This is a genomic window from Microbacterium wangyouchuni, assembly GCF_051546305.1.
Taxonomy (GTDB): Bacteria; Actinomycetota; Actinomycetes; order Actinomycetales; family Microbacteriaceae; genus Microbacterium.
Map to the genome: position 1 here is coordinate 496545 of NZ_JBPTMA010000002.1, position 26422 is coordinate 522966.

Annotated in this window: 24 protein-coding genes; 10 read left to right on the top strand and 14 right to left on the bottom strand. The window is 64.0% G+C overall.

Going from position 1 to position 26422, the window contains the following annotated elements:
• Positions 1 to 17: 17 nt before the first annotated feature.
• Genes ACSS7Z_RS05680 through rfbA form a run of 3 tightly spaced genes read right to left on the bottom strand, consistent with a single transcriptional unit; the run spans position 18 to position 3294 of the window.
• On the bottom strand, positions 18 to 1430 hold the full coding sequence (locus tag ACSS7Z_RS05680; protein ID WP_438253507.1) for a sugar nucleotide-binding protein: 1413 nt from the start codon (positions 1428 to 1430) through the stop codon (positions 18 to 20).
• The gene (gene rfbB / locus ACSS7Z_RS05685; RefSeq protein ID WP_438253508.1) at positions 1427 to 2425 is read right to left on the bottom strand and encodes a dTDP-glucose 4,6-dehydratase; all 999 of its coding nucleotides are present in this window, start codon (positions 2423 to 2425) and stop codon (positions 1427 to 1429) included. The genes ACSS7Z_RS05680 and rfbB overlap by 4 nt, the downstream gene beginning before the upstream one ends.
• Positions 2422 to 3294, bottom strand: coding sequence for a glucose-1-phosphate thymidylyltransferase RfbA (gene rfbA / locus ACSS7Z_RS05690; RefSeq protein ID WP_438253509.1), 873 nt, complete (start codon positions 3292 to 3294; stop codon positions 2422 to 2424). Before rfbA ends, rfbB begins: the two co-directional genes overlap by 4 nt.
• Positions 3295 to 3397: 103 nt before the next feature.
• Here rfbA and ACSS7Z_RS05695 point away from each other — a divergent pair, with 103 nt between their 5' ends.
• From ACSS7Z_RS05695 to ACSS7Z_RS05705, 3 genes are read left to right on the top strand one after another with little or no spacing between them, the layout of a single operon-like run.
• Positions 3398 to 5332: a DUF6541 family protein gene (locus tag ACSS7Z_RS05695; protein ID WP_438253706.1), complete on the top strand. Its 1935-nt coding sequence runs from the start codon at positions 3398 to 3400 to the stop codon at positions 5330 to 5332.
• A 19-nt stretch (positions 5333 to 5351) separates the two neighbouring features.
• Positions 5352 to 6092, top strand: coding sequence for a glycosyltransferase family 2 protein (locus ACSS7Z_RS05700; RefSeq protein WP_438253510.1), 741 nt, complete (start codon positions 5352 to 5354; stop codon positions 6090 to 6092).
• The gene (locus ACSS7Z_RS05705) at positions 6089 to 6475 is read left to right on the top strand and encodes a DUF2304 domain-containing protein (protein ID WP_438253511.1); all 387 of its coding nucleotides are present in this window, start codon (positions 6089 to 6091) and stop codon (positions 6473 to 6475) included. Before ACSS7Z_RS05700 ends, ACSS7Z_RS05705 begins: the two co-directional genes overlap by 4 nt.
• Here ACSS7Z_RS05705 and ACSS7Z_RS05710 read toward each other — a convergent pair.
• Complete coding sequence (locus ACSS7Z_RS05710; RefSeq protein ID WP_438253512.1) at positions 6460 to 7473, bottom strand: glycosyltransferase; 1014 nt, start codon at positions 7471 to 7473, stop codon at positions 6460 to 6462. The genes ACSS7Z_RS05705 and ACSS7Z_RS05710 overlap by 16 nt on opposite strands.
• A gap of 57 nt (positions 7474 to 7530) precedes the next feature.
• Here ACSS7Z_RS05710 and ACSS7Z_RS05715 point away from each other — a divergent pair, with 57 nt between their 5' ends.
• The 3 genes from ACSS7Z_RS05715 to ACSS7Z_RS05725 are packed head-to-tail and all read left to right on the top strand — an operon-like array spanning position 7531 to position 10504.
• Entirely contained in the window at positions 7531 to 8508 is a 978-nt protein-coding gene (locus ACSS7Z_RS05715; protein WP_438253513.1) for a glycosyltransferase, read from the top strand.
• Positions 8505 to 9758, top strand: coding sequence for a lipopolysaccharide biosynthesis protein (locus ACSS7Z_RS05720; RefSeq protein WP_438253514.1), 1254 nt, complete (start codon positions 8505 to 8507; stop codon positions 9756 to 9758). Before ACSS7Z_RS05715 ends, ACSS7Z_RS05720 begins: the two co-directional genes overlap by 4 nt.
• A complete protein-coding gene (locus ACSS7Z_RS05725) occupies positions 9755 to 10504 on the top strand; it encodes a glycosyltransferase (RefSeq protein ID WP_438253515.1) in 750 nt (249 codons plus the stop codon). The genes ACSS7Z_RS05720 and ACSS7Z_RS05725 overlap by 4 nt, the downstream gene beginning before the upstream one ends.
• On the opposite strand, the gene ACSS7Z_RS05730 is transcribed toward ACSS7Z_RS05725, so the two are convergent.
• From ACSS7Z_RS05730 to ACSS7Z_RS05745, 4 genes are all read right to left on the bottom strand, one after another.
• On the bottom strand, positions 10501 to 11577 hold the full coding sequence (locus tag ACSS7Z_RS05730) for an acyltransferase family protein (protein ID WP_438253516.1): 1077 nt from the start codon (positions 11575 to 11577) through the stop codon (positions 10501 to 10503). The two genes, ACSS7Z_RS05725 and ACSS7Z_RS05730, sit on opposite strands and share 4 nt — an antisense overlap.
• Positions 11574 to 12710 carry an NAD-dependent epimerase/dehydratase family protein gene (locus ACSS7Z_RS05735; protein WP_438253517.1) on the bottom strand — a complete coding sequence of 379 codons (1137 nt, stop codon included), beginning with the start codon at positions 12708 to 12710 and terminating at the stop codon, positions 11574 to 11576. The genes ACSS7Z_RS05730 and ACSS7Z_RS05735 overlap by 4 nt, the downstream gene beginning before the upstream one ends.
• 49 nt (positions 12711 to 12759) lie before the next feature.
• Positions 12760 to 13644 (bottom strand): glycosyltransferase family 2 protein, encoded by an 885-nt coding sequence (locus tag ACSS7Z_RS05740; RefSeq protein ID WP_438253518.1) that lies wholly within the window; start codon positions 13642 to 13644, stop codon positions 12760 to 12762.
• A 66-nt stretch (positions 13645 to 13710) separates the two neighbouring features.
• A complete protein-coding gene (locus ACSS7Z_RS05745) occupies positions 13711 to 14955 on the bottom strand; it encodes a cell wall-binding repeat-containing protein (RefSeq protein ID WP_438253519.1) in 1245 nt (414 codons plus the stop codon).
• A 100-nt stretch (positions 14956 to 15055) separates the two neighbouring features.
• On the opposite strand from ACSS7Z_RS05745, the gene glf reads away from it, so the two are divergent.
• From glf to ACSS7Z_RS05760, 3 genes are read left to right on the top strand one after another with little or no spacing between them, the layout of a single operon-like run.
• Entirely contained in the window at positions 15056 to 16192 is a 1137-nt protein-coding gene (glf, locus tag ACSS7Z_RS05750; protein ID WP_438253520.1) for a UDP-galactopyranose mutase, read from the top strand.
• 10 nt (positions 16193 to 16202) lie between these two features.
• Positions 16203 to 17021: an ABC transporter permease gene (locus tag ACSS7Z_RS05755; protein ID WP_438253521.1), complete on the top strand. Its 819-nt coding sequence runs from the start codon at positions 16203 to 16205 to the stop codon at positions 17019 to 17021.
• The gene (locus tag ACSS7Z_RS05760; protein WP_438253522.1) at positions 17021 to 17758 is read left to right on the top strand and encodes an ABC transporter ATP-binding protein; all 738 of its coding nucleotides are present in this window, start codon (positions 17021 to 17023) and stop codon (positions 17756 to 17758) included. Before ACSS7Z_RS05755 ends, ACSS7Z_RS05760 begins: the two co-directional genes overlap by 1 nt.
• Before the next feature lie 78 nt (positions 17759 to 17836).
• Here ACSS7Z_RS05760 and ACSS7Z_RS05765 read toward each other — a convergent pair whose 3' ends face one another.
• From ACSS7Z_RS05765 to ACSS7Z_RS05780, 4 genes are all read right to left on the bottom strand, one after another.
• A complete protein-coding gene (locus tag ACSS7Z_RS05765; protein ID WP_438253523.1) occupies positions 17837 to 18787 on the bottom strand; it encodes an endonuclease domain-containing protein in 951 nt (316 codons plus the stop codon).
• A gap of 230 nt (positions 18788 to 19017) precedes the next feature.
• Positions 19018 to 19659: a hypothetical protein gene (locus tag ACSS7Z_RS05770; RefSeq protein ID WP_438253524.1), complete on the bottom strand. Its 642-nt coding sequence runs from the start codon at positions 19657 to 19659 to the stop codon at positions 19018 to 19020.
• Positions 19659 to 20621 (bottom strand): glycosyltransferase, encoded by a 963-nt coding sequence (locus ACSS7Z_RS05775; RefSeq protein ID WP_438253525.1) that lies wholly within the window; start codon positions 20619 to 20621, stop codon positions 19659 to 19661. Before ACSS7Z_RS05775 ends, ACSS7Z_RS05770 begins: the two co-directional genes overlap by 1 nt.
• Entirely contained in the window at positions 20618 to 22528 is a 1911-nt protein-coding gene (locus tag ACSS7Z_RS05780) for a glycosyltransferase (RefSeq protein ID WP_438253526.1), read from the bottom strand. The genes ACSS7Z_RS05775 and ACSS7Z_RS05780 overlap by 4 nt, the downstream gene beginning before the upstream one ends.
• Positions 22529 to 22675: 147 nt before the next feature.
• On the opposite strand from ACSS7Z_RS05780, the gene galE reads away from it, so the two are divergent.
• Positions 22676 to 23671 carry a UDP-glucose 4-epimerase GalE gene (galE, locus tag ACSS7Z_RS05785; protein WP_438253527.1) on the top strand — a complete coding sequence of 332 codons (996 nt, stop codon included), beginning with the start codon at positions 22676 to 22678 and terminating at the stop codon, positions 23669 to 23671.
• 9 nt (positions 23672 to 23680) lie between these two features.
• Here galE and ACSS7Z_RS05790 read toward each other — a convergent pair whose 3' ends face one another.
• Both ACSS7Z_RS05790 and ACSS7Z_RS05795 read right to left on the bottom strand, forming a co-directional pair.
• Entirely contained in the window at positions 23681 to 24982 is a 1302-nt protein-coding gene (locus ACSS7Z_RS05790; RefSeq protein WP_438253528.1) for an O-antigen ligase family protein, read from the bottom strand.
• Entirely contained in the window at positions 24979 to 26400 is a 1422-nt protein-coding gene (locus ACSS7Z_RS05795) for an O-antigen ligase family protein (protein ID WP_438253529.1), read from the bottom strand. The genes ACSS7Z_RS05790 and ACSS7Z_RS05795 overlap by 4 nt, the downstream gene beginning before the upstream one ends.
• Positions 26401 to 26422: the final 22 nt, after the last annotated feature.

Consider the following 26422-nt stretch of genomic DNA (forward strand, 5'->3'; position numbering starts at 1 on the left):
TGGACCTATCACACGGCCTAGCGGCCGAGGTACTCCGCCAGTGCTGCTGCGCCGTCACGTGGAAGGAACCCGGTCGCGGTGATCTTCGTCAGATCGAGGACGCTGTTCAGCGGGCGTGGCGAGACCGGCGTGGTTGCATTCGCAAAATAATCCGCGGTGGTGACGTCGCTGACACGCTCCGGGTCGTGGCCGGTGACACGGTAGACGTCGCGCGCGATGTCGGCCCAGGAACGGGGCTCACCGCTGCTGGTGACGTTGTACGTGCCGTACGCGGCGCCCGAATCCAGCAGATGCTGGATGGCAGCGGCGATGTCGGTGGTGAATGAGAGCCGGCCGATCTGGTCGCTGACGACCTTCGGATCGACGCCGCGTTCGGCGAGCGATGCCATGGTGCGCACGAAGTTGTTGCCCTCGCCGATCACCCACGAGGTGCGCACGATGTAGTGGCGGGCCGCGGTGACAGCCGCAATGTCGCCGGCCGCCTTGGTCTGTCCGTATACGCCCAGCGGCGCGAACGCCGCATCCTCGGTATAGGCGCCGTCGAAGCTGCCATCGAACACGTAGTCGCTGGAGACGTGCACGAGCGTGATGCCGTTCGCATCGGCGATGCGGGCGAGTGCGGCGACGGATGCTGCGTTCGCCTGCCACGCGGCCGCACGGCCTTCTGCTGTCTCGGCTGCATCAACGGCCGTGTATGCGGCAGCGTTGATGATCGTGCCGTAGTCGCGCCAGCGGCGTGCGGAGACGAGATCGGGAGAGGTGACATCGAGCTCAGCACGGGTGACGTACTCGATGTGTGCGGCATTGCCGAGACGTGCGCGCAGCGCGAGGCCGAGCTGTCCGCCGGCGCCGACGACGAGTGTCTTTCGCGGAGAGACCGGAGATACCTCAGCCAGACGCGGGTGTGCCTTGTCCTTCTCGGAGATCTCCACCTCGCTGAGTGGAATCGGCCACTCGATCGCCGCAGTCTCATCGGCGAGGTTCAGGAACGCGTATTCGGCATCGGGCGACCAGTGGTCGTTCACCAGATACGCGTACGCCGTGTTCTCTTCGAGCGTCTGATACGAGTTGCCTACGCCGCGCGGGACGAAGATCGCTCGTGACGGGTCGATCTCGGCAGTGAACACTGCGCCGAACGTGGGCCCTTCACGAAGGTCCACCCACGCGCCGAAGATCCGGCCGGTAGCAACGGACACCCATTTGTCCCACGGCTCGGCATGGATGCCACGGGTCGTGCCGATCGCGTCGTTGAAGGAGATGTTGTTCTGGACGGGACCGAAGTCCTCCAGCCCCAGCGCGGTCATCTTCTCGCGCTGCCAGTTCTCCTTGAACCAGCCTCGCGAATCACCATGCACGGGCAGGTCGAACAGCACCAGACCCGGAATCGTGGTCTCGATCTGCTGCAGCTGCTTGCCAAAAATCTCGCTCACTGGCCTTTTCCTGCGTAGAAGGCTTCGGTGGCGTCTTTGGATGGCGCCCACCAGGACTCGTTGTTCCGGTACCAGTCGATCGTTGCGGCAAGGCCGGCTTCGAAGTCGGCGAACGCGGGCATCCACCCGAGCTCGGTGCGCAGTCTGGTCGAATCGATCGCGTAACGCAGGTCATGACCTGCCCGATCGGTGACATGCTCGTACGCATCGGCGGGCTGACCCATGATGGTCAGGATCAGTTCGACGACGTCCTTGTTGTTGCGCTCCCCGTCCGCACCGATGAGATACGTCTCCCCGTTCACGCCCTTGTTCAGGATCGTGAGCACGGCAGAGGAGTGATCATCGGCGTGGATCCAGTCGCGCACGTTCTCCCCGGCCCCGTAAAGCTTGGGACGGATGCCGCGGATCACGTTCGTGATCTGACGCGGGATGAACTTCTCCACATGCTGGTACGGACCGTAGTTGTTCGAGCAGTTCGACAGCGTCGCGCGCACCCCGAACGAACGCACCCACGCCCGCACCAGCAGGTCACTGCCGGCCTTGGTCGACGAGTACGGCGACGAGGGGTTGTACGGCGTGGTCTCGGTGAACCGCTCCGGGGCATCCAGCTCCAGATCGCCATATACCTCGTCCGTGGAGATGTGATGAAACCGGGTGTCATACTTCCGGGCGGCTTCCAGCAGCGTGTACGTGCCGATGATGTTCGTGTCCAAAAACGGGCGCGGATCATCCAAGGAGTTGTCGTTGTGGGACTCGGCGGCGTAGTGCACCACCGCATCCGTGGTCGCGAACAGCTCATCCACCAACGGTGCATCCGTGATGCTGCCATGCACGAACGTGACCCGATCCGCAGGCAGTCCCGCCAGCGACTCACGGTTGCCCGCATACGTCAAAGCGTCCAGCACAGTGACATGGTCATCGGTGTTCTCGATGACATGGTGAACGAAGTTCGACCCGATGAAACCGGCCCCACCGGTCACAAGCAGACGGCTCATACGTGTCCTCTCTTGAGCAGATCCAACAGGTACGTGCCGTACCCACTCTTCATGAGCTTCTCCGCCCGCACCCGCAACTCGTCATCGGTGAGATATCCCTGACGCCACGCGACTTCTTCGGGCACACCGATCTTCAACGCCGTGCGGCGCTCCATCGTGCGCACATAGTCCGCAGCATCCGTCATCTGATCAAACGTCCCGGTATCCAACCAGGCAGTGCCGCGCGGAAGAACCTCGACCTGCAACTTGTCGCGCTCCAAATACGCCCGGTTCACGTCCGTGATCTCATACTCACCCCGCGCACTCGGCGCGAGGTTCCGGGCGATCTCCACAACATCGTTGTCATAGAAATACAGGCCAGGCACGGCGAAATTGCTCTTGGGCACAGCAGGCTTCTCCTCGAGAGAGATTGCTTTGCCTGCGCTGTCGAACTCGACCACGCCATACGCTTCGGGCTCCGCGACCCAGTACGCGAACACCGCACCACCGTCGATGTTCTCAAACCTCTGCAGCTTCGAACCCAGCCCCGGCCCGTACAGCAGGTTGTCACCCAGAACCAGCGCGACACTGTCATCGCCGATGAAGTCCGCACCGATCGTGAACGCCTGAGCCAACCCATCGGGAGACGGCTGCTGCGCGAACGTCAGATTGATGCCGAACTGCGACCCATCACCCAACAAACGCTCGAAATGCTCCGCATCATGCGGCGTCGTGATCACCAGAATGTCCCGAATGCCCGCAAGCATTAACGTCGACAACGGGTAATAGACCATCGGCTTGTCGTATACCGGGATCAACTGCTTCGAGACACCCAACGTAATCGGGTGCAACCGGGTACCAGAACCGCCCGCAAGAATGATGCCTTTCACGTGTCCATGGTGTCATATTGCTCGCAGTCGATGCGCAGGCTGGCGCAAGCACACGGACTATTCTGTTCAGTGGCCACGGCAGGAAGGTAAACGCTTCGTGGAGATGCTCGAATTACTGTGGCCGGTGCTTGTGGCGCTCGCGCTGTTTGCGGTCCTGGGTTGGACGCTCGCCCGACTGATCGGGTTGCGGGGCCTCTGGGCCGCTGCCGCGGCCCCGGCATTTACCACCACCGTCGCCGGCGTCGGCAGCACGGTCGCCGGCTGGATCGGCATGCGCTGGTCAGTTGTGCCCGCATTGGGCGTTGCCGTTCTGATCGGTGTGGTGATCGTCATCGTCCGCCGAGTGACGGGTTCACGCGAGGTCGTGCGGTTCCCGAGGCGGTATCGCTGGTGGACGCTCGGCGTGCTTGCTGTGACCGGCCTTGCCATCGCCCTGCTGATCTTCCGGGTGCTCGGCGCACCTGATGCGATCTCGCAGACTTTTGACAACATCTTCCATCTGAATGCCATCCGCTACATCACCGAGACCGGCATCGCCTCGTCTCTGCAGTTGGGCCAGATGACGAGCCCGAGTGGCGGAATCCCGTTCTATCCGGCTGCCTGGCACGCGCTGGCGGCGATCGTGATGCAGCTGAGCGGTGCGAGCATACCGCTGGTGATCAACGCCATGTCGTTCTCGGTTGCTGTCGTCGTCTGGCCGGTCGGCGCACTATTGCTGGCACGCGTGCTGCTCGGCTCGGCCCCCTCGGTGATGGTGGGCGCGGGGATCGTCGCTGCCGCCGTTCCCGCCTTCCCGCTGCTTCCGATGGACTTCGGTGTGCTGTATCCGTACCAGCTCGCACTCGCGCTTCTTCCGGTGACGCTTGCCGCAACCGCATCGCTGCTGGGAATCGGACACCACGCTAAGCGTCTGCCTGCCGGCTGGTGGGCTCTGGTGCTGATCGGTGCCCTGCCGGGGCTCACCCTTGCTCACCCCGGAGGATTCGTCGGTTGGCTCGCTCTGAGTGCGCCGATGTTCGTCGTGTTCGGCGTGCGGCACTGGCGCGCATCGACGTCGCGCTCGAGGCGCATAGCGGTCATCGTTGCGGCGCTCGTGTACGTGGCGGCCGGCGTGCTGCTGCTGCGTGCCTTGCGTCCACCGCTCGCAACACGCCAATGGCCGACCGAGTCGGGGATGGGCGAAGCCATCTGGCAGGTGCTGACAGTGACGCTGTTCTACCCGGCTGGCGCCTGGCTCGTCGGCATCTCGATTCTGGTCGGCCTCTACTGGGTGGTGCGTGAGCGCAGCGGCGAAGTGATGATCGCAGCGGGCATGTGGTTCATCGGCGCGGTGCTGTTCGTCGCCGCCGAGGCTCTGACCTGGGGAAACCTGCGCGATGCCCTCACCGGCAGCTGGTACAACAACTGGCCGCGTCTCGCTGCGCTGCTGGCCGTTGCGCTGGTGCCGCTGGCAGCACTCGGAATCGCGCGCACAGCGGATGCCGTCACCGCCGTCGTACGCCGGCGCCGGGTACCCGCAGCCAAGCGACTGACCCTCGCGATCGCAGCATCCGTCATCGCCTTCCTCGTCTTCCATATCCAGGTCACGCCTCAGGCCGAGGATTGGGCGAACAACGTCTACGGCGCCGATGAGGACTCCTACCTGCTCACCGCTGATGAGACAGCGCTGTTGGAGCGGGTGGATGAGATCGTGCCGCAGGATGCCGTCATCGCCGGAAGTGCCTATACCGGTGCGAGCCTCGCCTATGCCCTCGCGGATCGCCAGGTGCTGATGCCGCACGCGCTGATGGACATCTCACCCGATCTGGAGCTCGTCAACGAGCACCTGGCCGACGCCGTCGACATGCCCGAGGTGTGCGCGGCTATCGATGCTCTCGGCGTCGATTATGTCCTGGACTTCGGTGCCGATGAGGTTCACGAAGACGATGAGAACCCGCTTCCCGGTGTGCAAGAGCTCCAAGACTCACCCGCCGTGCAGCTGGTCGACAGCGAGGGCGATGCGAGACTGTATAAGGTGATCGCCTGTGGGCGCGGCTGAGCTGATAGGGGACCGAGGAATGACGCAAGGGCAAGATCGCGTCCTCGTGCTCGTACCCGCATGGAACGAGAGCCGCAACGTCGGTATCACCGTCAAAGAGATCCGTGCGGCCTCAGCAGACTTCGATGTCGTCGTCATCGATGACGGCTCCACCGATGAAACCGCTCGCGTCGCCCGTGAGGCCGGTGCTGTCGTACTGTCTTTGCCGTTCAACCTCGGTGTCGGCGGTGCCATGCGCACAGGATTCACCTATGCGGCACGGCATGGATACACCCGCGCGATTCAGGTGGATGCTGACGGGCAGCACGACCCAGCCGATATCGAGCGCGTTCTCGCCGGTCTTGCCGAGGCAGACATCTCGATCGGTGCGCGCTTCGCTCAAGTCGGCGAGTACACCGTGCGGGGCCCGCGCCGCTGGGCGATGCTGGTTCTCGCCCGTGTCGTCTCGCGAATCGCCAAGACACGACTCACAGACGTGACCAGCGGTTTCCGCGCAGCCAACCGTCGGGCGATCGAACAGTACGTCAGCTATTACCCCGCCGAGTACCTCGGCGACACGATCGACTCGCTTGTCGCGGCTGTGCATTCGGGCCTCAGCGTTGCGCAGGTCCCCGTTGCGATGCGGCCGCGTGCACATGGCAACCCCAGCCAGCACCCGGTCGGCGCCGCCGTCTATCTGTTCCGCTCGGCTTTCGCGCTGCTGCTTGCCGTGATGCGAAATCCCGCTCGGCGCTCTGAGCCGAAAGTGAGCGCAGCATGATCGTCATCGCGGGAATCGTCCTCGCCGCCGTCATCATCGCCGTCGTGCTGTGGATGCTGCTGACCCGCCGCCTGCGCGAAAAGTACGCGGTGCTGTGGCTGCTGATCGCGTTGGTCGTGCTGGTGATTGGCCTCTTTCCGGGCATGTGGGAGGGGCTCACCCAACTACTCGGCGTGCAGCTGCCCTCGAACCTGCTGTTCGCCGCTGCGCTGCTGCTGCTGCTCGGCGTGACATTTCACCTGTCGTGGGAACTCAGCAGCGCTGAGGACGAGATCCGACGGCTGGCAGAGGAGTCCGCGCTGCAGCGTGCCGAGATCGAGGATCTTTCCCGTCGGATGCAGCAGTGGGAGAACCAGGCAGGCGGCGGTCAGTCAGAGGACTGAGCGGCCATACGAGCCGCGGCCCGACGTCCACCGCTGAGCGCACCGGCGAGCCAGCTCGCCCGATACTCGAGCACGAATCTCCGCGGCACGTCGCCGTCTCGCTGAGCTGACTGCAGCAGCCTGTTCAGCGCGCCCCAGCGTCGTCCGGCACCGAACAGAGCATCCATGCCGGGGGCGATCGAACTGCGTCGCGCCTGGAGAGTGTCGAACATGATCTGGCGCCAGCCGACATACGTCCAGAACGTCATTCGCGCCAGTGCCCGGGGCGATCGCGATCCTTCGTAGCGTTCGGCGAGGCCCAGGACGTTGCGCACCGATGCGGCGATGCCGGTCTTCTCCAGGCGGCTCGGGTCACCGAAGACATTCGCATCGTGCTGCACATAATCCTGTACGACGTCGTCGACGATGCGCGTTCCGCGGTGCGCGCCCGCCACGACGGCCAGCCAATGGTCGTGGGTCGCGACACGCGTCGACACCCGGGGGAATGGCAGCGCATCATCGAGAATCTCGCGATCGAAGAGGCACAGCGAACCGGTGAATTGGTTGGACAGCATGGTGAGCACAGCGCCATGGTCTTGGCGGTCGGTGACACCGGTGACGGTGCCGGACGGGTGCTGCACGAGCCGTGCCTGTCCCGAGATCAGCGAGACATCATCGAGGTGAGGGAGGAGCCTCTCGAGCTTGTCCTGGTCCCAACGATCGTCCTGGTCGCAGAGCGCTATCCACGCGGCATCCTCAGCGACCGCCCGCAGGCCATGCTCGAAGTTCAGATAGAAGCCGCGCCGAGAGTCATCGCCGATGACGCGGAAACGCTCATCAGCGTTGGTGAGCTCGGCGACAAGTGCTGCCACCGGCGCCCGTTCACCATCGACGGAGATGATGCACTCCCAATCGCGCACGGTCTGCGCTTGTAGGGAGCGCAGCTGGACGCTGAACAGCTCCGGATCGGGGGAGTAGGCAGCCAGCACGATTGCGCCGAGGCGGCGTTCGGGACTCATCGAGCGCCTTCCTGTTCTGAGGTTCGCATCAGCGAATGAGGCTAGTCTAGGTGGGCGATGAAACCGAATCTCCACGCGCCGGTATGGGCGGTCTTCTCCACGTATCGGCCAGGTGCATCGGCAGAGCGTGCGGTGGCCTCTGTCATCGATCAGGTCGACGGTGTCGTCGTCGTCGACGATGGCACGGGACCAGACGCGGACGATCTCCTCGTGCGTCTGGCAGATCGCGGCGTCATCGTCGTGCGTGAGTCGGAGAACGTCGGTATCGCGCAGGCACTGAACGACGGTATCCGCGCCGCCCGTGATCACGGTGCCCGCCAAGTCGTCACGTTTGATCAGGATTCGGTCGCAACGGCCGGCTTCATCACCACGCTGGTGGCCGCTGCGGCGACCGCGAGCGCTGACGGCGTGCGCGTGGGCGTCGTCGTCCCCGAATTCTTCGCAGCCGTTCGCCAGGCGCGCGGCGAGAGCGCGCCGGTGTACGCACCCGCGGCGAACGTCATCCAGTCGGGCATGCTGATTCCGGCATCCGTCATCGACGCCGTCGGCGACCTGCGGGCCGACTTCTTCATCGATCTGGTCGACACCGAGTATGAGCTGCGGCTGCGCCGTGCGGGTTTCACGGTGCTCGCCGCCAGCGGCATCCGTCTGGGGCATGCCCTGGGCACTCAGTACCGGCGTGAGCTGTTCGGGCGCCCGGTGCGCCTGCCGGGCATCCCGCCGGAGACCACACTCAGCACGCCGTTCCGCTACTTCTACCGGGTGCGCAACCGTATCGTCCTGAACCGCGAGTACCTGTTCGCTGCCCCGAAGCAGATTCTGCGCGACAGCCTCCTCGACGGCATCCATTTCGTCAATGCACTGTGGGTAGCTCGCCCGCGACGTGCGCTGTGGCGGGTGTACCGCGCGGCGATCTCTGCGGCCGTCCGCGGTCGGATGGGTCGGATGCCCGCAGGCCTCGCACCGATCGCTGCGACCATCACCTGGAACGCTCCGGTGTTTGAGGTTCCTGTGCTCGAGGGGGAGCAGGCGTGAGCTCGGCCGGCATCCGCGGCGTAGCGGGGCGACTGAGCGGCTTTACCGTCTCGGTGATCATCGTGACGCTGCTCGGCATCGTCGCGATCCCGTTGCTGACCGACACCGTCGGAGAGGCCACGTGGGGCACGCTGGTGCTCATCCAGACCGTCGCCCAGTTCGGCGGCATTCTCGTCGCCTTCGGGTGGGGAGCGGTGGGCGCGGCGAGCGTCGCCAGCATCGCCGAGGAACGACGCCCTGCCTTTTTCCGCCGCTCGCTGCAGGCTCGCGCCGTCCTGTACACATGCGTATTCCCCCTGATCGCGCTGCTGCTGATCGCGCTCACCCACGGGGATATCGGCATCTCGATCCTCGGCGCTGCCGTCTACCTGCTGCCGTACCTCGGTGCGAACTGGTACTTCACCGGCGAGGGGCGCCCGAAGCGGCTCCTACTCTTCGACACCGTGCCCATCGTCATCGGAGGTGTGCTCGGGCTCGTCGGGGTCTGGTTCACTCACGAGCTTTGGGTATACCTGGTCTTCCAGGGGCTCGGCTACCTGGCCGCGGTGAGCATCTCCGCGCTCGTCGTGCATCGCTCGCCGCAGGATGCCGACTTCGAAGACCGCACGCCGTTGAAGACCCTGCTGGCGACGCAGCGGCATGCCGTCTCGGCAACACTGGTGACCAGTCTCTACATCACGCTGCCGATGCTCGCTGTGTGGATATTCCTGCGGCCGTTGCAGCCGATGTTTGCGCTGGCCAACCAGCTGTTCCGGTATGCATCGATCGCGCTGCTGCCCATCCAACAGTTCTTCCAGAGCTGGGTGCCGGCGAACGATGGCGGGCGTCCCCGGCGGATGCGCATCGCGACCGTCGCGGCCATGGGTATTGGGATCATCGGCGGCACGCTGATCGCGTTCCTCAGCCCCTGGGCGTCGACGCTGCTCTCGGTCGGCACCATTTCTGTGCCGCTGTCGGTCTCGCTGCCGCTGGGCGTTGCTTTCGTCGGCATCGCCACTGCCGCCGTGGTCGGCTACGCCAGTCTGGTGAGCCTCGGCCGGGTGCGCGCTCTCGCCGTTTCGACCATGATCGGCGCGGTCGTCGGAGCCCCGCTGATCATCCTGTTCGCGATCCTCGGCTCGGTGCCCGCCGTCGCCTGGGCCGTTGCGATTTCTGAGTTGTGCGTTGGCGGATACCTGCTGTGGGTGCTGCGCACGGCGTTGCGCGAGCACCCCGTGCGTCCCATTGACGCCGCAGAGGAGAACGCATGAGCGATGTCCGTGTCAGCGTGTGTATGGCGACTTACAACGGTGCCGCCTACCTGCAGGAACAGCTCGACTCGATCCTCGCGGAGCTGGAACCGCAGGACGAAGTCGTCATCGTCGATGACGCATCCTCAGATAGCACCGTCGCGCTGCTGTCAACGGTCGATGACCCGCGCGTGCGCGTGCATCCGCGGGGAAACAACCGCGGGTACGTGCGCACCTTCGAAGAAGCGCTCGGTCTGGCCACCGGCGATGTGCTGATGCTCAGCGACCAGGACGATATCTGGGTGCCAGGCCGTCGCGCATTGTTGGTGGATGCGACGCTCGACCATGCCGTCGCAGCATCCAATCTCGTCCTACTTGGCGACGATTCGCCGTTGCGCTCGCCGCTCACCGGGCGGGACTGGCTGCTGCGCGCCGAGGACGGCGCGCGCACGGCTTACAACCAGCGGCAGATTCTGATGGGCGATGCTCCCTACTTCGGGTGCGCGATGGCGATCCGCCGCGACTTCCTGGCTACGGCCCTGCCGTTCCCTGACTATCTGGACGAATCGCACGACCTGTGGCTCGCCACGCTCGCCAACGCCTGTGGGGAACTGGTCCATGTCGCCGCGCCCACCGTGCGCCGCCGCATCCACGATTCGAATGCTTCGAGCGAGCGCCCGCGCGGAGTCCGTCAGGCTCTGCAATCGCGGCTGTTGCTGGTGCGACTGTGGCGTGAAGCGCGCCGGCGCGCGAGAGCCCGCGCCTAGGCCGGAGCAGGAGCCGGAGACGCTGCGCGGCCGCGTGCGAGGCGCATCACAGGTCGTTCCACGAACAACCAGCTCGCCGTCGCGAGAAGAGCAGTCACGACCGTCGTGATGAGGATGTACACGACGATGCCGAACTGTGCACCGCCGAAGATCAAGACCAGCTGCTGCATCGGCCAGGCGTAGATGTAAAAGCCGTAGGACACGTCGTTTTTGGCTATCCACTGCGGCTGGCGCACGATCGTCGACAGATACAGCAGCGCGTAGCCGAGGAACGGCGCGGCCAGCGGTCCGCCGGCGACGGGCACGAACACCATGAGCACCGCAGCGATCGGGATCGACACGAGGCCGATCAGCGGCACGAAACCCCACCGCTGCACGATGAGGTAGATGAGGGATCCGCCGAGGAAGTACGGCAGCAGGCGTGCGAGCAGCTCGAAGTCACCGTTCAGGCCGCCGGTGATTCCCATCGCGGTGACGATGCGCACGAGGACCGACCCCGCCCACAGCGCCGCGACCAGCAGCACCGAGCGGCGGAAGATGGCCAGAGCGCCCAGTACCCAGACGATCAGATAGCAGATGAACTCGAAGTACAGCGTCCACAGCGAGCCGTTCCACGTGTTGGCGTAGGGGACCGCGCTCAACGACTGACCGATGCCGTAGTGATCGATGTGCAGGAACAGGTTGCCCCAGATGTACTCCAGCGGAGTGGGCCCGGTGGTCAGATACCCGGACAGTGTGCCGTGTGTGGCGAGCATCGCGATCGGCGCGAAGACGAAAGCGGTGACGAGCAGACAGACCAAGAACGCCGGCATGATGCGTGCTATGCGGTGCACGAGGTAGGTGCCGGCATCCGTACGCAGGCGCGATCGTGTGATCAGGAAACCGCTGATGACGAAGAAACCGATGACCGCCCACCCACCGAGATTCTCGCCGTTGAATCCGGGCGACCAGTCGTAGCCCGCGGTGAAGAAAGCGTGCGCGACGAGCACGAGGAACGCCAGGATCAGTCGGAACAGGTTCAGACTGTTGGCGCGGTAGGGGAATTCTCGCGGCTCGTGCAGCGGACGACTCACTTCAGAAGATTCCGCTGGGCCATCTCATCGAGCGAGCGCTGATAGGAGTCCTCTTCGACAGGTTCGGTCAGAACCCATTCGGCGAACTTCTTTACCCCGTCGCGGAACGTCACCGCCGGCGTGAAGCCGAGCAGTTCTGTCATCCGGGTGGTGTCGGCGATATTGTGGCGGATGTCACCGAGGCGGTAGTTTCCGGAGATGTGCGTCGGGACCTCGCGGCCGAGACCTTCGAACAGCGCCTCGACAACCTCGTTCACGGTCGTACCGACGCCGGAGCCGACGTTGAAGACTTCACCGGCCGCAGCCGGGTGCGTGGCTGCGAGATAGGTGGCTTCGACGATGTCGTCGATGTAGACGAAGTCGCGGCTCTCCTCGCCATCCTCGAAGATGTTGATCTCTTTGCCCTGGCGGATGAGGGTGGAGAAGATCGAGAGGATGCCGGTGTACGGGTTCTTCAGCGACTGGCCGGGGCCGTACACGTTCTGGTAGCGAACCGAGGTTCCCTCGATGCCGATGGTGGGGGCGACGGTCATGACCATCGACTCCTGCATCTGCTTAGTGATGCCGTAGACGGATGACGGATGCAACGCCGCAGACTCGTCGGTGGGGATGAGCTCGAGCGCGCCTTCGCCCGGGTGGTGCACGTCGAAGTCGCCCGCCGCCATGTCTGCATCGGCGCGGTGTCCGGGGTAGATGACCCGGCCGTCTTCGGTGCGATATGCGCCCTCGCCGTAGATCGAGCGCGACGAGGCGATCACGACTCGGCGCACCGTGTGCTCCTCGTTAGCGAGAATGTCGAGCAGCTTCGCGGTGCCACCGACGTTCGCGTTCACGTAGCGGTCGATCTCATACATCGACTGACCGGTGCCAGTCTCTGCTGCGAGATGGATGACGATCGTGGCATCCTTCAGCGCACCGCGCAGGTCATCGGTCGATGTGACTGTGCCCTCGATCACACGGGCGACGCCATCGAGCGAGCGCAGCAGGGGAGAGGTGGTCGCAGGGTCCGTCCCATGCACCTGCGGCGACAGCGAGTCCAAAACGGTCACCGTGTGCCCGTCCTGCTGGAAGCGGCGAGCCAGGTGCGAGCCGATGAATCCGGCTCCGCCCGTAATGAGCAGGTGTTCGGCCATGGGGTGAACCTCTCCAGTGATGCGATCTCGTCGTGGCGCCGCGGTCATGTCACAGCGCGAAGATATGAGCCAGAGTCGACTTTAGTCCAGCGCGGTTGCCGTGCCGAAGAACGCCAGGAAGCTCCGTGACCGCGTGCAGACGCCCCATGAGACGGATACGGGAGACGCGGGCGGTGCGCCGCCAGCCCTGGGCTTTTGCAAGAGCGCGTGCGGTGGCGTAATAGGCGCGCTCGTCCTGGAACCGCCGGCCATCGAGCAGCGTCTTCTGCGAGGCGCTTGATCCGTGGCGGCGATAGGAGAACGCGACCGGCGGCGTGTAGACGAGCGAGCCGCCGTCGAGTGCGATGTCGACCAGAAGCGCGAGATCCTGGATGATCGGGAGGCCTTCGCGGAAGTCGATGCGCTGCAGCGTCTCGGTACGAAATGTCAGCGACGGCCAGTACAGCCAGTCGCCGCGCAGCAGGCTGGTGGCCATCTGCTCTCCGGTGAGGATCGTTTCGCCTCCGCGCGGGGTGAGCAGACTCTGCTTGATGCGATCCGCGAGAGGGCGAATGGTCGTGCCGTGCTCATTGATGACCTTCACACCGGGCTGGATGACGTCGGCCATCGGATGCCGCTTGATGGCATCGGTGACGACGTCCACGTAATGCGGGTGCAGCAGATCGTCGCATCCGAGAATCGTGATGTACTGGCTGGTTGCCCGGCGAATCGCCTCGCGGTAGTTCTCGGTGATGCCGAGGTTCTTCGGGTTGCGCACATAGGTGATGCGCTCGTCGGTGTACGCGGCCATCCGCTCCGGAATCGACTCATCCGGATAGCAGTCGTCGATGATCGTCATCTCCCAGTCGGGATTGCGCTGGGCGAGCACCGAATCGATCGTCTCGAACAGGAGGTCAGGGTCGCCCCAGAAGGGCACGAAGATCTGCAGAGTCATGGCAGTGCCAGTCTAGATTCTCTGCCTGAGATTCTTCGTGCTCGCCGTGCGTTTGCGATATCGGCCTCAGCGCTTCGACTTTCGGTAGCCTGCCCGCTGGGCGGCCGCTTCGGTCGCGAAACACTCCTCCGGGTTCGTCTTCTCGTAGAACGCGCCGCCGGGGACGTGGTAGATCATCGAACTTGCGTTTCCCTTGATCCGTGCCCAGTCTGGGCAGTTCCAGGTGTCGATCGGCTTCGTGCGGTCTGGGCGGGGCGGTGCAACGGGGCGGGGCGGTGCACAATTAGCATTCTTCGCGGACGCATCACTCACAACGCTGGTGCCGCCGAGTACGACAGTGCTGGATGCGCCGAGACGCGAGACAGAAGCGCGGATGGCCGGGGGAGCACAGTTCGCCTGCGTGACATACACCGGCGCGCCGAGGCTGCCGGCGAGGGCTGCGCCAGCAAGGGCGTCCGGGAAGTTGGCGCCTGTCGCCAGGAACATCGTGTTGCTGCTGCCCGCCGGAAAGTGAGCGTCGTTGATCGCCGCTGCTGTTTCGAAACGTGAGGCACCGCCCAGGCGCTGAACGGTGAATCCCAGGGCCCTGGCATGCGCGCCAATCCCCGTTGACACGGCACCGGGACCACCAGCAATGGTGACCGAGCGCACATTCAATGAACGCAGCAGTTTCACGGTGGCATCCGGAATCTTGGAGCTTGCACCGTCGACGAGGACGACAGGTGCGTCCAGCAGACCGGCAGCCCCGGTGGCAGCGAGCGCATCGGGGAAGGTCCGCCCCGTTGCCAGCAGTGCTGTGCTGCTGGTGCTGAACACACTCTTGATGATGGTGCGCGCAGTCTCGTACCGGTCAGTTCCTCCGAGACGCGTTATCTTCGGCGCGAGAGGCTTCAGCGCATTGAAGACCTGAGCATTGACCGCTCCCGTGCCCCCGATGACGTAGATCTGCTGGGGTTTGAGCCGCTGGATCTCAGCACGAACGTTCTTCGGCAACGCATTGGCCGGCGTCAGCAAGAGGGGCCCGCCAACGAGCGAAGCCGCGGCCGCGGCAGAGAGCGCGTCGGGGAAGTTGCTTCCAGTGGCGACGAACACAGCAGGAACGCCAGCGGAGTAGCGCTTCGAGATAGCCAGTGCAGTCTCGTATCGGTTGGCGCCGGCCAAGCGTGTGACACCGGGGTTGAACCCTGTTGTGCTCATCGTCACGGGAGCATCTTCCGATGGCGGTTGCTCAGCAGCGAAGGCTGCGGTCGGAGCCATCAGGCTGCCGACAAGAACAGCGCTCGCAAAGAGCGTCAGGGCGCGGAGGAACATCGTTTTTTGTACCTTTGGGTCGCAGGGTAAGCGCTTCAGATTGCGCTGTCTGAGGTCAGCATAGTGAAGCTCACAGATTTGCGCCGATACGATGTACCCCATGGATCTTCTTGTTGTGGGCTCTGGTTTCTTCGGCCTCACCATCGCAGAGCGTGCCGCGGATGCTGGCCGTAAGGTGACTGTGATCGAGCGTCGCTCTCACATCGGCGGTAATGCCTATAGCGAGGCGGAGCCGGAGACGGGGATCGAGGTGCATCGTTATGGTGCGCACCTGTTCCACACGTCGAATCAGACGGTGTGGGAGTACGTGAACCGGTTCACGACGTTCACGAACTATGAGCACCGGGTGTACACGAACCATAAGAGTGTCGTGTATCCGATGCCGGTGAACCTGGGCACGATTAACCAGTTCTTCCAGGCTGCGTATTCTCCGGATGAGGCGCGTGCGCTGATCCGTGAGCAGGCGGGGGAGTACGACGTGAAGTCGGCGGCGAACTTCGAGGAGAAGGGGATTGCGCTGGTGGGGCGTCCGTTGTTCGAGGCGTTCTTCCGTGATTACACGGCTAAGCAGTGGCAGACCGACCCGCATAAGCTCTCCGGGGACATCGTCAGTCGCCTCCCTGTCCGCTACAACTACGACAACCGGTACTTCAGTGACACGTGGGAGGGTTTGCCCACGGACGGGTACACGGCCTGGTTGGAGCGGATGGCGGATCACCCGAATATTGAGGTGAAGCTGAACGTTGATTTCTTCGATGAGTCGCAGCCGCTGAATCGTAAGGCGCTCGTCGGGCAGGTTCCGATCGTGTACACCGGTCCGGTGGATCGGTACTTCGACTATGCCGAGGGTGAGCTGAGTTGGCGCACGCTGGACTTCGAGCAGGAAGTGCTCAATATTGGTGATTTCCAGGGCACTCCGGTGATGAACTATCCGGACATGGATGTCCCGTTCACTCGCATCCACGAGTTTAAGCACTTCCACCCGGAGCGCAAGGACGTCTACCCCACGGACAAGACCGTCATCATGCGGGAGTTCTCCCGTTTCGCGGAGAAGACGGACGAACCGTACTACCCGGTGAACACTCCGGCGGATCGTGAGGGGCTGCTGGCCTACCGCGAACTGCAGAAGGGCGAGCAGGACGTTCACTTCGGCGGACGTCTGGGCACCTACCAGTATCTCGACATGCACATGGCAATCGGCTCGGCGCTGACCATGTGGAACAACACCCTCGCCTAAACTCAGAACCGTGAGTCACGCCGCTGTCGGGGCGCCGGGTACGCCCCGGCGATACCTGCATTCGTTGTGGCTGCTTTCTGGTCGCGATCTGAAAGTTCGTTACGCGACGAGTTTCCTCGGCTACCTGTGGTCGGTGCTCGACCCCCTGGTGATGAGCCTGATCTATTGGTTCGTCTTCACGCAGGTATTCCAGCGCGACGTCGGCCAGGATCCGTACATCATCTTCCTGATCACCGCGCTGCTGCCCTGGGTGTGGTTCAACACCTCGGTCTCGGACTTCACGAGGGCCTTCAAGAAGGACGCGCGCCTGGTCCGCTCAACGAATATCCCACGGTCGATCTGGATAAATCGGATCGTGCTGAGCAAGGGCCTGGAGTTCCTGTTCGCTCTCCCCGTGCTCGCCGTCTTCGTGATCATCAACATGCTGGTCGAGACGAACCCCGACAAGGTGGTCCAGATCGGCTGGGGCATCCTGTGGTTCCCTGTTGCCATTGTGCTGCAGGTCATCCTGCTCATGGGGCTCGGCTTACTAGTGGCACCGTTGTGTGCGCTGTACTCCGATCTGGAGCGCACGACGGGGCTGATCCTGCGTGCGCTGTTCTACGCGACCCCCATCATCTACAGTGTCTCGAACCTGCCCGCTCCGTTCGACACGATCGCCTCGTTCAACCCATTGGCCGGCATCTTCACGCTGTATCGGATGGCGTTCTTCCCCGGCGAATGGCAGCTGACCACGGTGCTCATCGGGGCCGTGATGAGCCTCGCCATCTTCGCGCTGGGGTCATGGGTGTTCCGCACACTTGAGCGCCCCGTGCTGAAGGAGCTGTGATGACTGCTGCGATCGAGGTCAAGGGGCTGGGCGTGCACTTCCGCCGCAACCGACGGGGGCGGCGCAACTTCAAAGACCTCTTCGCCGGTGCATCCCGGCGCAGCCGTCCCGGGCAGTTCTGGGCGCTGCGCGACGTTTCCTTCACAGTGCAGGCGGGGGAGTCGATCGGCGTGGTCGGCCGCAACGGTCAGGGCAAGTCGACGCTGCTCAAACTCGTCGCCGGTGTTCTGCTGCCCGACGAGGGCTCCGTCTCCGTTAACGGCGGTGTCGCTCCGCTGATCGAACTCACCGGTGGTTTCGTCGGCGATCTCACGGTGCGCGAGAACGTGCGCCTCATGGCGGGTCTGCACGGCATGCCGCGCGAGGAGGTCACTCGGCGGTACGACAGCATCATCGCCTTCGCGGAGCTGGAGCAGTTCCAGGAGATGCCGTACAAGCACCTCTCCAATGGCATGAAGGTGCGCCTGGCTTTCTCCGTGATCTCCCAACTCGACGAGCCGATCCTGCTCGTGGATGAGGTGCTCGCCGTCGGCGACAAGGGATTCCGCGACAAGTGCTATCAGCGCATCGACGAGCTGCTCGCCGAAGGGCGGACGCTGTTCTTCGTCAGCCATAAGGAGCACGACCTGCGTCGCTTCTGCACGCGGGGACTCTACCTCGACAAGGGCGGCCTGGTCCTGGATGCCCCCATCAATGAGGTCCTCGACCGCTACAACGCCGATTCCGCCGCTCGCTGATTCCTCCTCGCCCTTCCTTCCCCGCCCCCTTGCGAGTGTCCAGTTGTGGCTGGGTTTCGCGTGATTTTCGAGCCACAACTACCCACTCGCGAGCAGCGCGCGAATTTGGGCGAGGAGCGCGTGCGAGCGGATCGGGTCATTGAGGTCGTCCTTGTTGATGCGGATGACCGTCCAACCTGCTTGTTGCAAAGCGCGGACCCGCTCGAAGTCGCTACGCCACTGCGCGTCATCAGTGCGGTGGTGGTCACCCTCATACTCAATCGCCAGGCGGATTCCCGGGTACGCCAGATCAGGATGTAACGTGCCGAGCCGAGTCATCACAGGGTGATGGATGACGGGTTCGGGCAGGCCAGCGCACACCAGCAGCAGACGCAACCGCGTCTCCTGCGGTGAGTCGACGCCGGCGCGGATCAACCCCTTCGCCTCGGACAGCATCAGCGCGCCGCGCCGCCCGGCATGAGCGCGGATCGCGCTGCGTAGCTCCGCCTCCGTGCACAGCGGGGGAATACGTGATCCACCCGGAACAACCATGCCGGACAGCAGAAAGTCACCAACGGCCACAATATGTTCGATGTCGAGTCGATGCGCTCTCTGCGATCCGTACTCGGCGAGCTGACACCAGGCCGTCGCCGGTGTCACGATCGGGATGCCGTCGTGGGTGACTGTCGTGGGGAATGCGCCGTCAAGCCGATGCGACGCTATTCCCTTGCGCCGCTTTCGTCGTGACCCTGTGCTGCTGACATGCAGGTCGGCGTCGTCCCGTTCGAGTGCGGACGGGAGCGGAGCATCGCAAAGCACAAGCGCCGTGCTGTGGCTGATCGCTTGCTCGGAGCCGAGGAGGGGAGTAAGCGCAACGCACCGTCCGCGGATGGTCGATAGGTCGATGCCCTGGGAACGGATGCCTCGGAACGGCTTGTCTACGTCTCGTCCGCGAAGCCGCCCGCGGGCCGCAATGCCGGCGGCGCCCTGTCGACCGCTGAGGAACGCGGTGCCGACGGCGTGAGCAGGAAGAGGATCTCTGGTCGTCATGGTGACCGAGTCTGCGGGATCCGGCATCCGCGCGTGTACGTTTTCCACAGGCCCAGACGAGTCGGATGGGCGCTTGTGGCGCGAAACGACGCGGAACTCAAGCCACGAGCGCCCACTCGCAAACAAGGGGAGGGGCCACGTGTGCAGAAGAAGTCGCGACCTGCCGGCGAGTGGGTAGTTGTGGCGCTATTTCGGCGTGAAACTGAGCCACGGGCGCCCACTCGCAAGCATTAGATGCCGGCTACGGCACGAACGTTCTGCAGGGCTGCTGAGGCGGCATCCACAGCCTGCTGCGGATCAGTGCCGTTATCGTATGCTGCACGCAACTCGGCGAGCCGTGCGCTGTACTGCGTCACCGCATCCGCCCAGGCGCCCTCGATGTCGCTGGGAGCCGCAGTGTCGGAGAGGCGACCGGCATCCTGCTGCAGGTTGCCGACGATCCCAGCCGCATCCGGGTCGCCTTCGGCGATGACACCGAGCCCAGTGGACGCGTCGTTCAGCCGGGGAGCGACTGCTGCCGCGAAGGCGTCATGATCCTGGTTCGGCGCCGGTGGCTCGGTGGGATTCGGGGCATCCGTTGGGACAGTGGACGGCGACGGCACCGGTGTGGGCGTCGCGCTCGGCGAGAGCGTCGGCGTCGCGGTCGGCGTCGGAGTGCGCGTCGGCGTGGGCGTCGCTGAAGCGCTGCCGGAAGCGCTCGGGCTGGGAGTCGGCTCCGTATCGCCTGCAGGTGGCAACAGGAAGAACAGCAGCAGGCCGACGATCGTCACCGCGAGGATCGAGAGGATGACGATGAGCCAGACAGCACCCTTATTGCTCTTCTTCTCCTCGGGGAACACCCACACGGCCTCGGGCTGGTGCTCGTTGCTCATCACTTCTCCAATGCGGGCATAGGCTGCCAAGTGCGGTCGCGACCGATCTTGCCACCATCGCGGATGCCGCGGAACAGGTTGCTCGTCCCGCGCACGGTGCGCTCCACGAAGAACAGGCGAATGATCTCCTTGAAGAACGTCGCCGTCGTCCCGAGGCCGAACAACACCGGGTTGTAGTTCTCGTGCACACGGTAGTAGTGCTTGATGAAGGCGCGGTTGCGCATGATGTAGTACCGATAAGCGTTGCTGGAAGCATTCATGTGTCGCACGCCCATGTCCCACTGCTTGATCTCGCGGGTGCGGCGCAGCACGAACTCGTTGACGATCACAGCGGTCGTCAGACGCGAGGCCAACCACCCGTACATCTGGTCATCCCAATAGATGAAGAAGCGCGGATCCGGCAACCCGATCTGTTCGACGATCGAGCGGTGGATGAACATGCCCTCGAAGCATCCGCTGTTCATCTCCTTGAAACCGGATGCATCGAACCCGGCCGGTGCGAACGGGATCGGAATTCCCATCCGCTCAGCGATCCGGTACTGCCAGTAGAACTCGCTGCCGTCGTAGTCGTACCGACGGCCCTGGATGCTCTTGAACCGCGGAGCCCACGATCCCATCCTCGCCAGACCGTCCGGGATGACTTCGACATCATCATCCATCATCCAGATCCACTCGCTGCCGAGCTCGTACGCGGTGCGCATGCCCTCACTGAAGCCACCGGACCCGCCGGTGTTCGTCTCGAGCTTGCGATAGACGATCTCGGTGCCGATCGAGTCGCGGAACGATTCGACTACCTCGGTCGTGTCATCCGCAGAGGCATTGTCGATGATCACGACGTGGCCGGGCTTCGGATCCATCACGGTGATGCTCTCGAGCAGTCCCTTGAGCAGATGCGAACGGTTGTACGTCACGATGACGATCGTCGCCGCCGCTGGGGCGAATGCAGCAGGCGCCGCGGTCATGCCTTCTCCTCGAAGATCTGCTGCCAGGACTGGGGGGACACGAGCTCAGGAAGCGCCCGCTGGTACTGCTTCTGCAGCTCGGGCCAGCGACGCTTCAGCTCAGCGTGCAGGCGGATTGTTTCACGCAGCATCCGGCGGTACTTCTTCCGGTCGCGCGTGTAGATGTTCTTTCCTGAGCCGTCGGCAGTGCTCACGAGGGCGCTGTCGAAGGCAGGCAAGCGCCACCAGTGCGCGTCCTCCTTGCCGAACTCGACCTCAGGTTGGACGATATTGACAGGATTCGGATTGTGCAGCCAGTGGGACACCAGTGTTCTCAGCGTGAAGATCCGCAGTTTCATACCGGTGGGGTTGTCGAAATTGTTCTTCGTCTGCATCTTGTAGACCTGGCGGCCGTGCCGCGAATGCAACACGGTCGAAGGGTCGCGATGAACTGTCGTCTCGGCATAATCGGCCGCAAGAGCGCGTGCCGCGGGCATCGCCGTGGCCAGGTTCGCACGCATGTGATCGGGGCCCGAAAGCACGTCGCGCAGAGCCTGCGCGCGCAGCGCCACCGGGTAGTACTGCATCATCATCAGATGCTTCAGGTCGACTCGACGGCTGTGCGTGATGAGACGTCCGCCGTGCGAAGACTGTGAGTGCAGGAGGCCCGCGACGATTCGGTTGCGGGCATGGAAATATGCCTGCCAGTCGATGGAGTCGTCTTTGTTCACCCACGACACGTGCCAGAGCGCGACACCCGGCATCGAGACGGTTGGGAAGCCTGCGGCTCCGGCACGCAGGCAGAACTCCGCGTCATCCCACTTGATGAAAGCCGGAAGCGACAACCCGACTTTGCGGATCGCGTCGAGGGGGATCAGACACATCCACCAGCCGTTGTAGTCGGCGTCCATGCGCATATGAAGCAGCGGCGACTGGCGCAGGTTCGCGACACCGAAATCGTGCGGCAGCTTCTCCTGATAGAGGTTGCGCCACATGAATGGTGCATCGTCGACGACCTCGGCCCAGCCGTGCAGCTTCGGGCGATCGAGCAGGTCGAACATGTGTCCGCCGACGAGTACTGGATTAGTCGCATACTGGCCGAACACGATCGATCGACGCAGCGATTCGGGCTCCAGACGTACATCGTCATCGAGCAGCTGGACGAAGTCGCTCTCCGGGCGCTGCAGCGTCTCATGCATGGCACGGGCGAAGCCGCCGGATCCACCGAGATTGGGCTGACGGATGATCTCAAGCGTCTCACCGAGCGCCTCGGCGACTTCGGCATAGCCGTTCTGCTCAGAGACCAGCTGAGTACCTTGATCGATGAGGAAGATCCGATCGACGAGCTCGAGTGCATCGGGGGCAGCAGCAAGCGCCTCCAGCGTTTCGACGCAGTAGTCGGGCTTGTTGTAGGTGGTGATCCCCAACGACGCCTTGCCAGCTCGGGCCGGCTCCTGCTCTGTCGTCCACTCGGCGCCCTCGAGCACGGCGCTCTTCTCATCGGCGACGACGTCGAACCAGAGCCAGCCGCCATCGCTGTACTGGTTCAAATCAAGATCGAAGTGCGTGCTGGCGTTGCCGACAACCTCACGGGTGTCGACGCGCTGGCGCACACCCGATCCGTTCGATCGGTAGACGAGGACGGTCGCAGGTCCCGCGGTTCGCACGGTGAGTCGCACCTGGCGAATGCTCGTCCAGTGCTGCCAGTAAGAAGCGGGGAAAGCGTTGAAGTAGGTGCCGAGGGATACCCGGCGCCCCGATACGATTCGCGCGCTGTTTCGGCCCAGAATGTTGCCGAGGTGAGCGCGGTTGGAGACGCGGACTGGCTCCTCGCCGATGACCGACCACGTCTCAGGATCGGCGTACAGCGGCAGAAGATCCGGGTCGCGATCGAGCGGGAATACAACGTTCTGCAAGACGTGGGTCACGTGAGAGATCTCCGAGATTGCTTCGCCCCGCCCTCATGGGCGCAAGCTGGATTCAGCGGGCACCGAGTAGCCTACCTTCTGCGCTTGAGGATCCCTGGAGAGCGCGCCCTGGACGTCGGGACCGGTCGGCAGACTACGATAGGCGCGATGAAGGCTCTGATCACCGGCGGTGCCGGATACATCGGTTCGACGATCGCTACGGCGTGCTTGGAAGCAGGCGTGGAGACGGTCATTCTCGATGACCTGTCCACCGGTCGCCGTGACTTCGGCGAGGACCGTAACCTTTACGTCGGCGACATCGCGGATGCTGAGCTTCTCACCCGCATCTGCGCCGATCACCCCGACATCGACGTTGTCGTGCACTGCGCGGCGCGCATCGTTGTGCCCGAATCGGTTGCCGACCCGCTCGGGTACTACGACACGAATGTCGGCAAGACCATCATCCTGCTGCGCAATCTGCGAGAGGCGGGCATCAGCCGCATCGTGTTCAGCTCATCGGCTGCTGTCTACTTCGGTGAGGGTGGCGAAGGCGTCGACGAGAATGCGCCGTTGGCGCCGTCCAGTCCCTATGCCATGACCAAGGCCATGGTCGAGAGTGTGCTTTCGGATGCTGCGCTTGCCGGCGACCTGCGCGCGATCGCGTTGCGGTACTTCAACCCGATCGGCGCGGACCCGCGCCTGCGCACCGGTCTGCAGAATCCCACCCCATCGCACGCGCTCGGCAAGATCATGCAGGCTCGCGCCGCGGGGGAGCCGTTCACCATCACCGGCACCGACTGGGCGACCCGCGATGGCTCCGGCCTGCGCGACTACATCCACGTCTGGGATCTCGCTCTGGCGCACGTCGCAGCGGTGCAACGCTTCGATGAGGTGGCGACAGGATCCGATCCCTATCAGGTGCTCAACATCGGCACCGGTGATGGCGTGACCGTGCGTGAACTGGTGACCGCGTTCGAACGCGTCACCCAGCACCCTCTTCCTGTCGTCGAGGTCGAGCGCCGCCCTGGCGATCAAGCTGGCGCCTTCGCGATCGTCGATCGCGCCGCCGCCGCCCTGGATTGGAAGGCGCAGCGTTCCGTCGACGACGGTGTGCGCGACGCTCTGGCCTGGGCCGAGAAGCTCAAGACGCTCGACGCGAGCTGAGCAGCAGGCCTATTCGCTCGGTCGCAACGTCGGGATGACGCCGGTGTTCGCCGCGTCGATGTTCTCGCGCCAGGACCGTGATTGCCCGGCGCGCAACGCGCACAGCACGAGCATGAACCAGCCGGCGCCAACGATCGTGAAGCTTTCGAACATCGAGTCCACCGCGAGCGTCACCAGCACCAGCGGGGTCCACGCGTAAAGCACTGATCGGCGCGCACTCGCTACCAGCCACGAGCGGATCAGCGCCACACATCCGAGAATCAAAAACAGGAGGAGACCGGCCACGCCCAACTGCAGCAGGATGTCGAAGAACGCGTTGAGCGCGCTCTGGTGGCGATCATCCAGCAGATAGTTGATGTACGTGAACGGGTACTCGCCGCGTTGCCACGAGCCGAACCAGCCCCAGCCCTGGAACGGTCTGATCGCAACGAAGTCGAGAATCTGATTCCAGAGGTCGGCGCGGGTCGAGAAATCAGACCCTGCCCCCATCCAAGCGATGATCGGATGCCGGAATGCGAACGCCACGATTAGTGCCGTAGCTACCAGCGCCCCCAGCATCCACTGCACGATATTGCGGCGGCCAGGCGGAGTGTGCCGCACGATCGTGAGCGCTGAGGTCGCGACGGCGACGGCGACGGCGAGCACGAGCACAGTCGGCGATGCTGAGACCAGAGCCAGAAAAGCGCCCAGGGCGATTGAAGGAATGGCGATCGGGGCGGCGACTGATTGCGTGCGCCATTCGATGAAGAAGGTGATCAGCGCGATCACCGCCACGAAACCGAGCATGTTGCGGGTGCCGAAGATTCCCTGAATCGGACCGCCCATCGCCAGGTTTCCGTCGATGTCGAGGAAGGCGATCGGAAGATCGATGAGGATGCCGGAGAGGATTTCAAGTCCGAGCGACAACACGAGCAGCACGCGCAGCGTATCGCCGAGAGCTCGCATGGTTTGCAGGGTGTCGCGGATATGACCGATCGTGATGGCCATGACTGCGTAACCGAACAGCCACAGCCAGCCCACCAGCGTGTCTGAACGGTCGGTGCTCCAAAAGACGCTGATCAGGCCGAGGGCGAGAAATGCCAGCAGCGATGACGGCGCCAGCCGAAGCAGTGAGAGCTCTTCTCGCCGGACGAACAGGATCGCCGCGCCCAGAACGCCCAGCAGCAGCGTTATCGTCGCGAGGGTCGTCATCGAGGTCATTCGCTCGATCAGGAACGATCCGAACGTCGCGCTCAGAGCGGCGATCGTATAGGCACGAGCCATCTCGACAGAGCCGAGCAGTCGGCTCAATCGAGCCTCGGAGGTGGTCACGGAATGCGCCGTGCGGTCTGGCCGCGTTCGGTGACGCGGGCTTGTTCGCTGAGGCCCACACCAACCAGGGGGACCGACTTGACCTTGAAGGAGAACAGCATCAGCATCAGCCAACCCCAGAGCATGATCGGCGTCGACTCCGCCAGCCCCTGAACGAGCAGGATGACGGTGAACAGCAGGGGCAGGAGCGTGAGCGGCGAGTAGGGGCGATCGGCGCGCAGATCCCATCGCGGCCGGTCGATGGCGAAGAACCATGCGCGCCAGAGCAGCCCGAGATAGGCGGCCGCCATCAGCAGGACGCCCACAGCACCGAGCTGCATCAACACGTCGAGCCACATGTTGTGCGCATGAAAGACGGTGATGTTGTGGTCCACAATCCAGCCGTCGAATGCCGGGTCAGCCGGTATCCACGGGCTGGAGAATCCGTTGCCGAAAACGGGGTGGGTGGCGGCCCGTTCGAGCACCGTGGTCCAGATGAGATCGGTGCGGCCGGTGAGGTCGGCGCTGCGGCCCAGCGCCTCAAGGAGCGGCTTGCGGAATACGATCAGCGCTGCGATCACGACGGCGGCACTTGCCGTGCAGATCACGTAGATGCGGGTGCGGCCACCGGGAGTGCGCGTGCGGCGGATGAGAAGAACGATCGCGACCACGACGGCCGCGGCGATCGCGCACACATAGGTCGTGGCCGATCCTGCGCGCAGCAGCAGGTATGCCGCGAGCAGCATCCAGAGAGCGAGTGTCGTGCTCCAGCGCTCACGCAGCGCGAACCGAACGCCGAAGGTGACGATCGCGAACAGGCAGATAATGGCCAGCACGTTCGAGTTGCCGACGAGGCCCTGGATGCGACCGCCATCGAGGAAGTTGTCGCGCACCCAGTACCAGTGCGGGTCGATGTCGCCATCAGGAAGTGTGAGGAAGTTGGGCAGCAGGGGGCGCTGCAGCACCAGTGACACCCAGAGTTCGAGAACGACAGAAAGCCCGAGGATCCACTTGAAGGCGGATGCCAGCGTGCGCACGATCTCATGCCAGCTGAAGGCATGGGCGATGAGCAGAGCGTTCACAGTGATCGCGGCGAGCAGGAGCCAGGTGATGATCGTCGGCCCGCGCCACTGCGACCAGGCCAACGACAGCAGTGCGAACACGACGTAGCCGAGAGCCGACCAGGGAAGCCGGCGCCAGGCGAAGGCGTGCGGCTTCGCCCGGGTGATCATCGGCACGCCGATAGCGACGGCGGCCAGCGTCAGCACGATCATGACGATGCCCGCGCCGTTCATGCCGACCAGGTTGTACAGAGCGGTGTGCGCAAAAGCGACGATGAACGCGAGGATTGCGTAGGCGCGCAGCAGTAGCTGCCCCGTCGACTCGCGCTCCGGCGCGGTGGGCGGGGCTGTCACGGGATGCTTCGTGTACTGCGCCATCGGATTCAGGCTACCGCGACCG

Excerpts from the sequence above, each read along its gene's own strand:
- ACSS7Z_RS05710 (WP_438253512.1), bottom strand. The coding sequence starts at position 7,473 with ATGAGTCCCGAACGCCGCCTCGGCGCAATCGTGCTGGCTGCCTACTCC.
- ACSS7Z_RS05745 (WP_438253519.1), bottom strand. The coding sequence starts at position 14,955 with ATGTTCCTCCGCGCCCTGACGCTCTTTGCGAGCGCTGTTCTTGTCGGC.
- ACSS7Z_RS05795 (WP_438253529.1), bottom strand. The coding sequence starts at position 26,400 with ATGGCGCAGTACACGAAGCATCCCGTGACAGCCCCGCCCACCGCGCCG.
- ACSS7Z_RS05715 (WP_438253513.1), top strand. The coding sequence starts at position 7,531 with ATGAAACCGAATCTCCACGCGCCGGTATGGGCGGTCTTCTCCACGTAT.
- rfbB (WP_438253508.1), bottom strand. The coding sequence starts at position 2,425 with ATGAGCCGTCTGCTTGTGACCGGTGGGGCCGGTTTCATCGGGTCGAAC.
- galE (WP_438253527.1), top strand. The coding sequence starts at position 22,676 with ATGAAGGCTCTGATCACCGGCGGTGCCGGATACATCGGTTCGACGATC.
- ACSS7Z_RS05740 (WP_438253518.1), bottom strand. The coding sequence starts at position 13,644 with ATGACTCTGCAGATCTTCGTGCCCTTCTGGGGCGACCCTGACCTCCTG.
- ACSS7Z_RS05705 (WP_438253511.1), top strand. The coding sequence starts at position 6,089 with ATGATCGTCATCGCGGGAATCGTCCTCGCCGCCGTCATCATCGCCGTC.
- glf (WP_438253520.1), top strand. The coding sequence starts at position 15,056 with ATGGATCTTCTTGTTGTGGGCTCTGGTTTCTTCGGCCTCACCATCGCA.
- ACSS7Z_RS05725 (WP_438253515.1), top strand. The coding sequence starts at position 9,755 with ATGAGCGATGTCCGTGTCAGCGTGTGTATGGCGACTTACAACGGTGCC.
- ACSS7Z_RS05735 (WP_438253517.1), bottom strand. The coding sequence starts at position 12,710 with ATGGCCGAACACCTGCTCATTACGGGCGGAGCCGGATTCATCGGCTCG.
- ACSS7Z_RS05700 (WP_438253510.1), top strand. The coding sequence starts at position 5,352 with ATGACGCAAGGGCAAGATCGCGTCCTCGTGCTCGTACCCGCATGGAAC.
- ACSS7Z_RS05765 (WP_438253523.1), bottom strand. The coding sequence starts at position 18,787 with ATGACGACCAGAGATCCTCTTCCTGCTCACGCCGTCGGCACCGCGTTC.
- ACSS7Z_RS05760 (WP_438253522.1), top strand. The coding sequence starts at position 17,021 with ATGACTGCTGCGATCGAGGTCAAGGGGCTGGGCGTGCACTTCCGCCGC.
- ACSS7Z_RS05775 (WP_438253525.1), bottom strand. The coding sequence starts at position 20,621 with ATGACCGCGGCGCCTGCTGCATTCGCCCCAGCGGCGGCGACGATCGTC.
- ACSS7Z_RS05770 (WP_438253524.1), bottom strand. The coding sequence starts at position 19,659 with ATGAGCAACGAGCACCAGCCCGAGGCCGTGTGGGTGTTCCCCGAGGAG.
- ACSS7Z_RS05695 (WP_438253706.1), top strand. The coding sequence starts at position 3,398 with ATGCTCGAATTACTGTGGCCGGTGCTTGTGGCGCTCGCGCTGTTTGCG.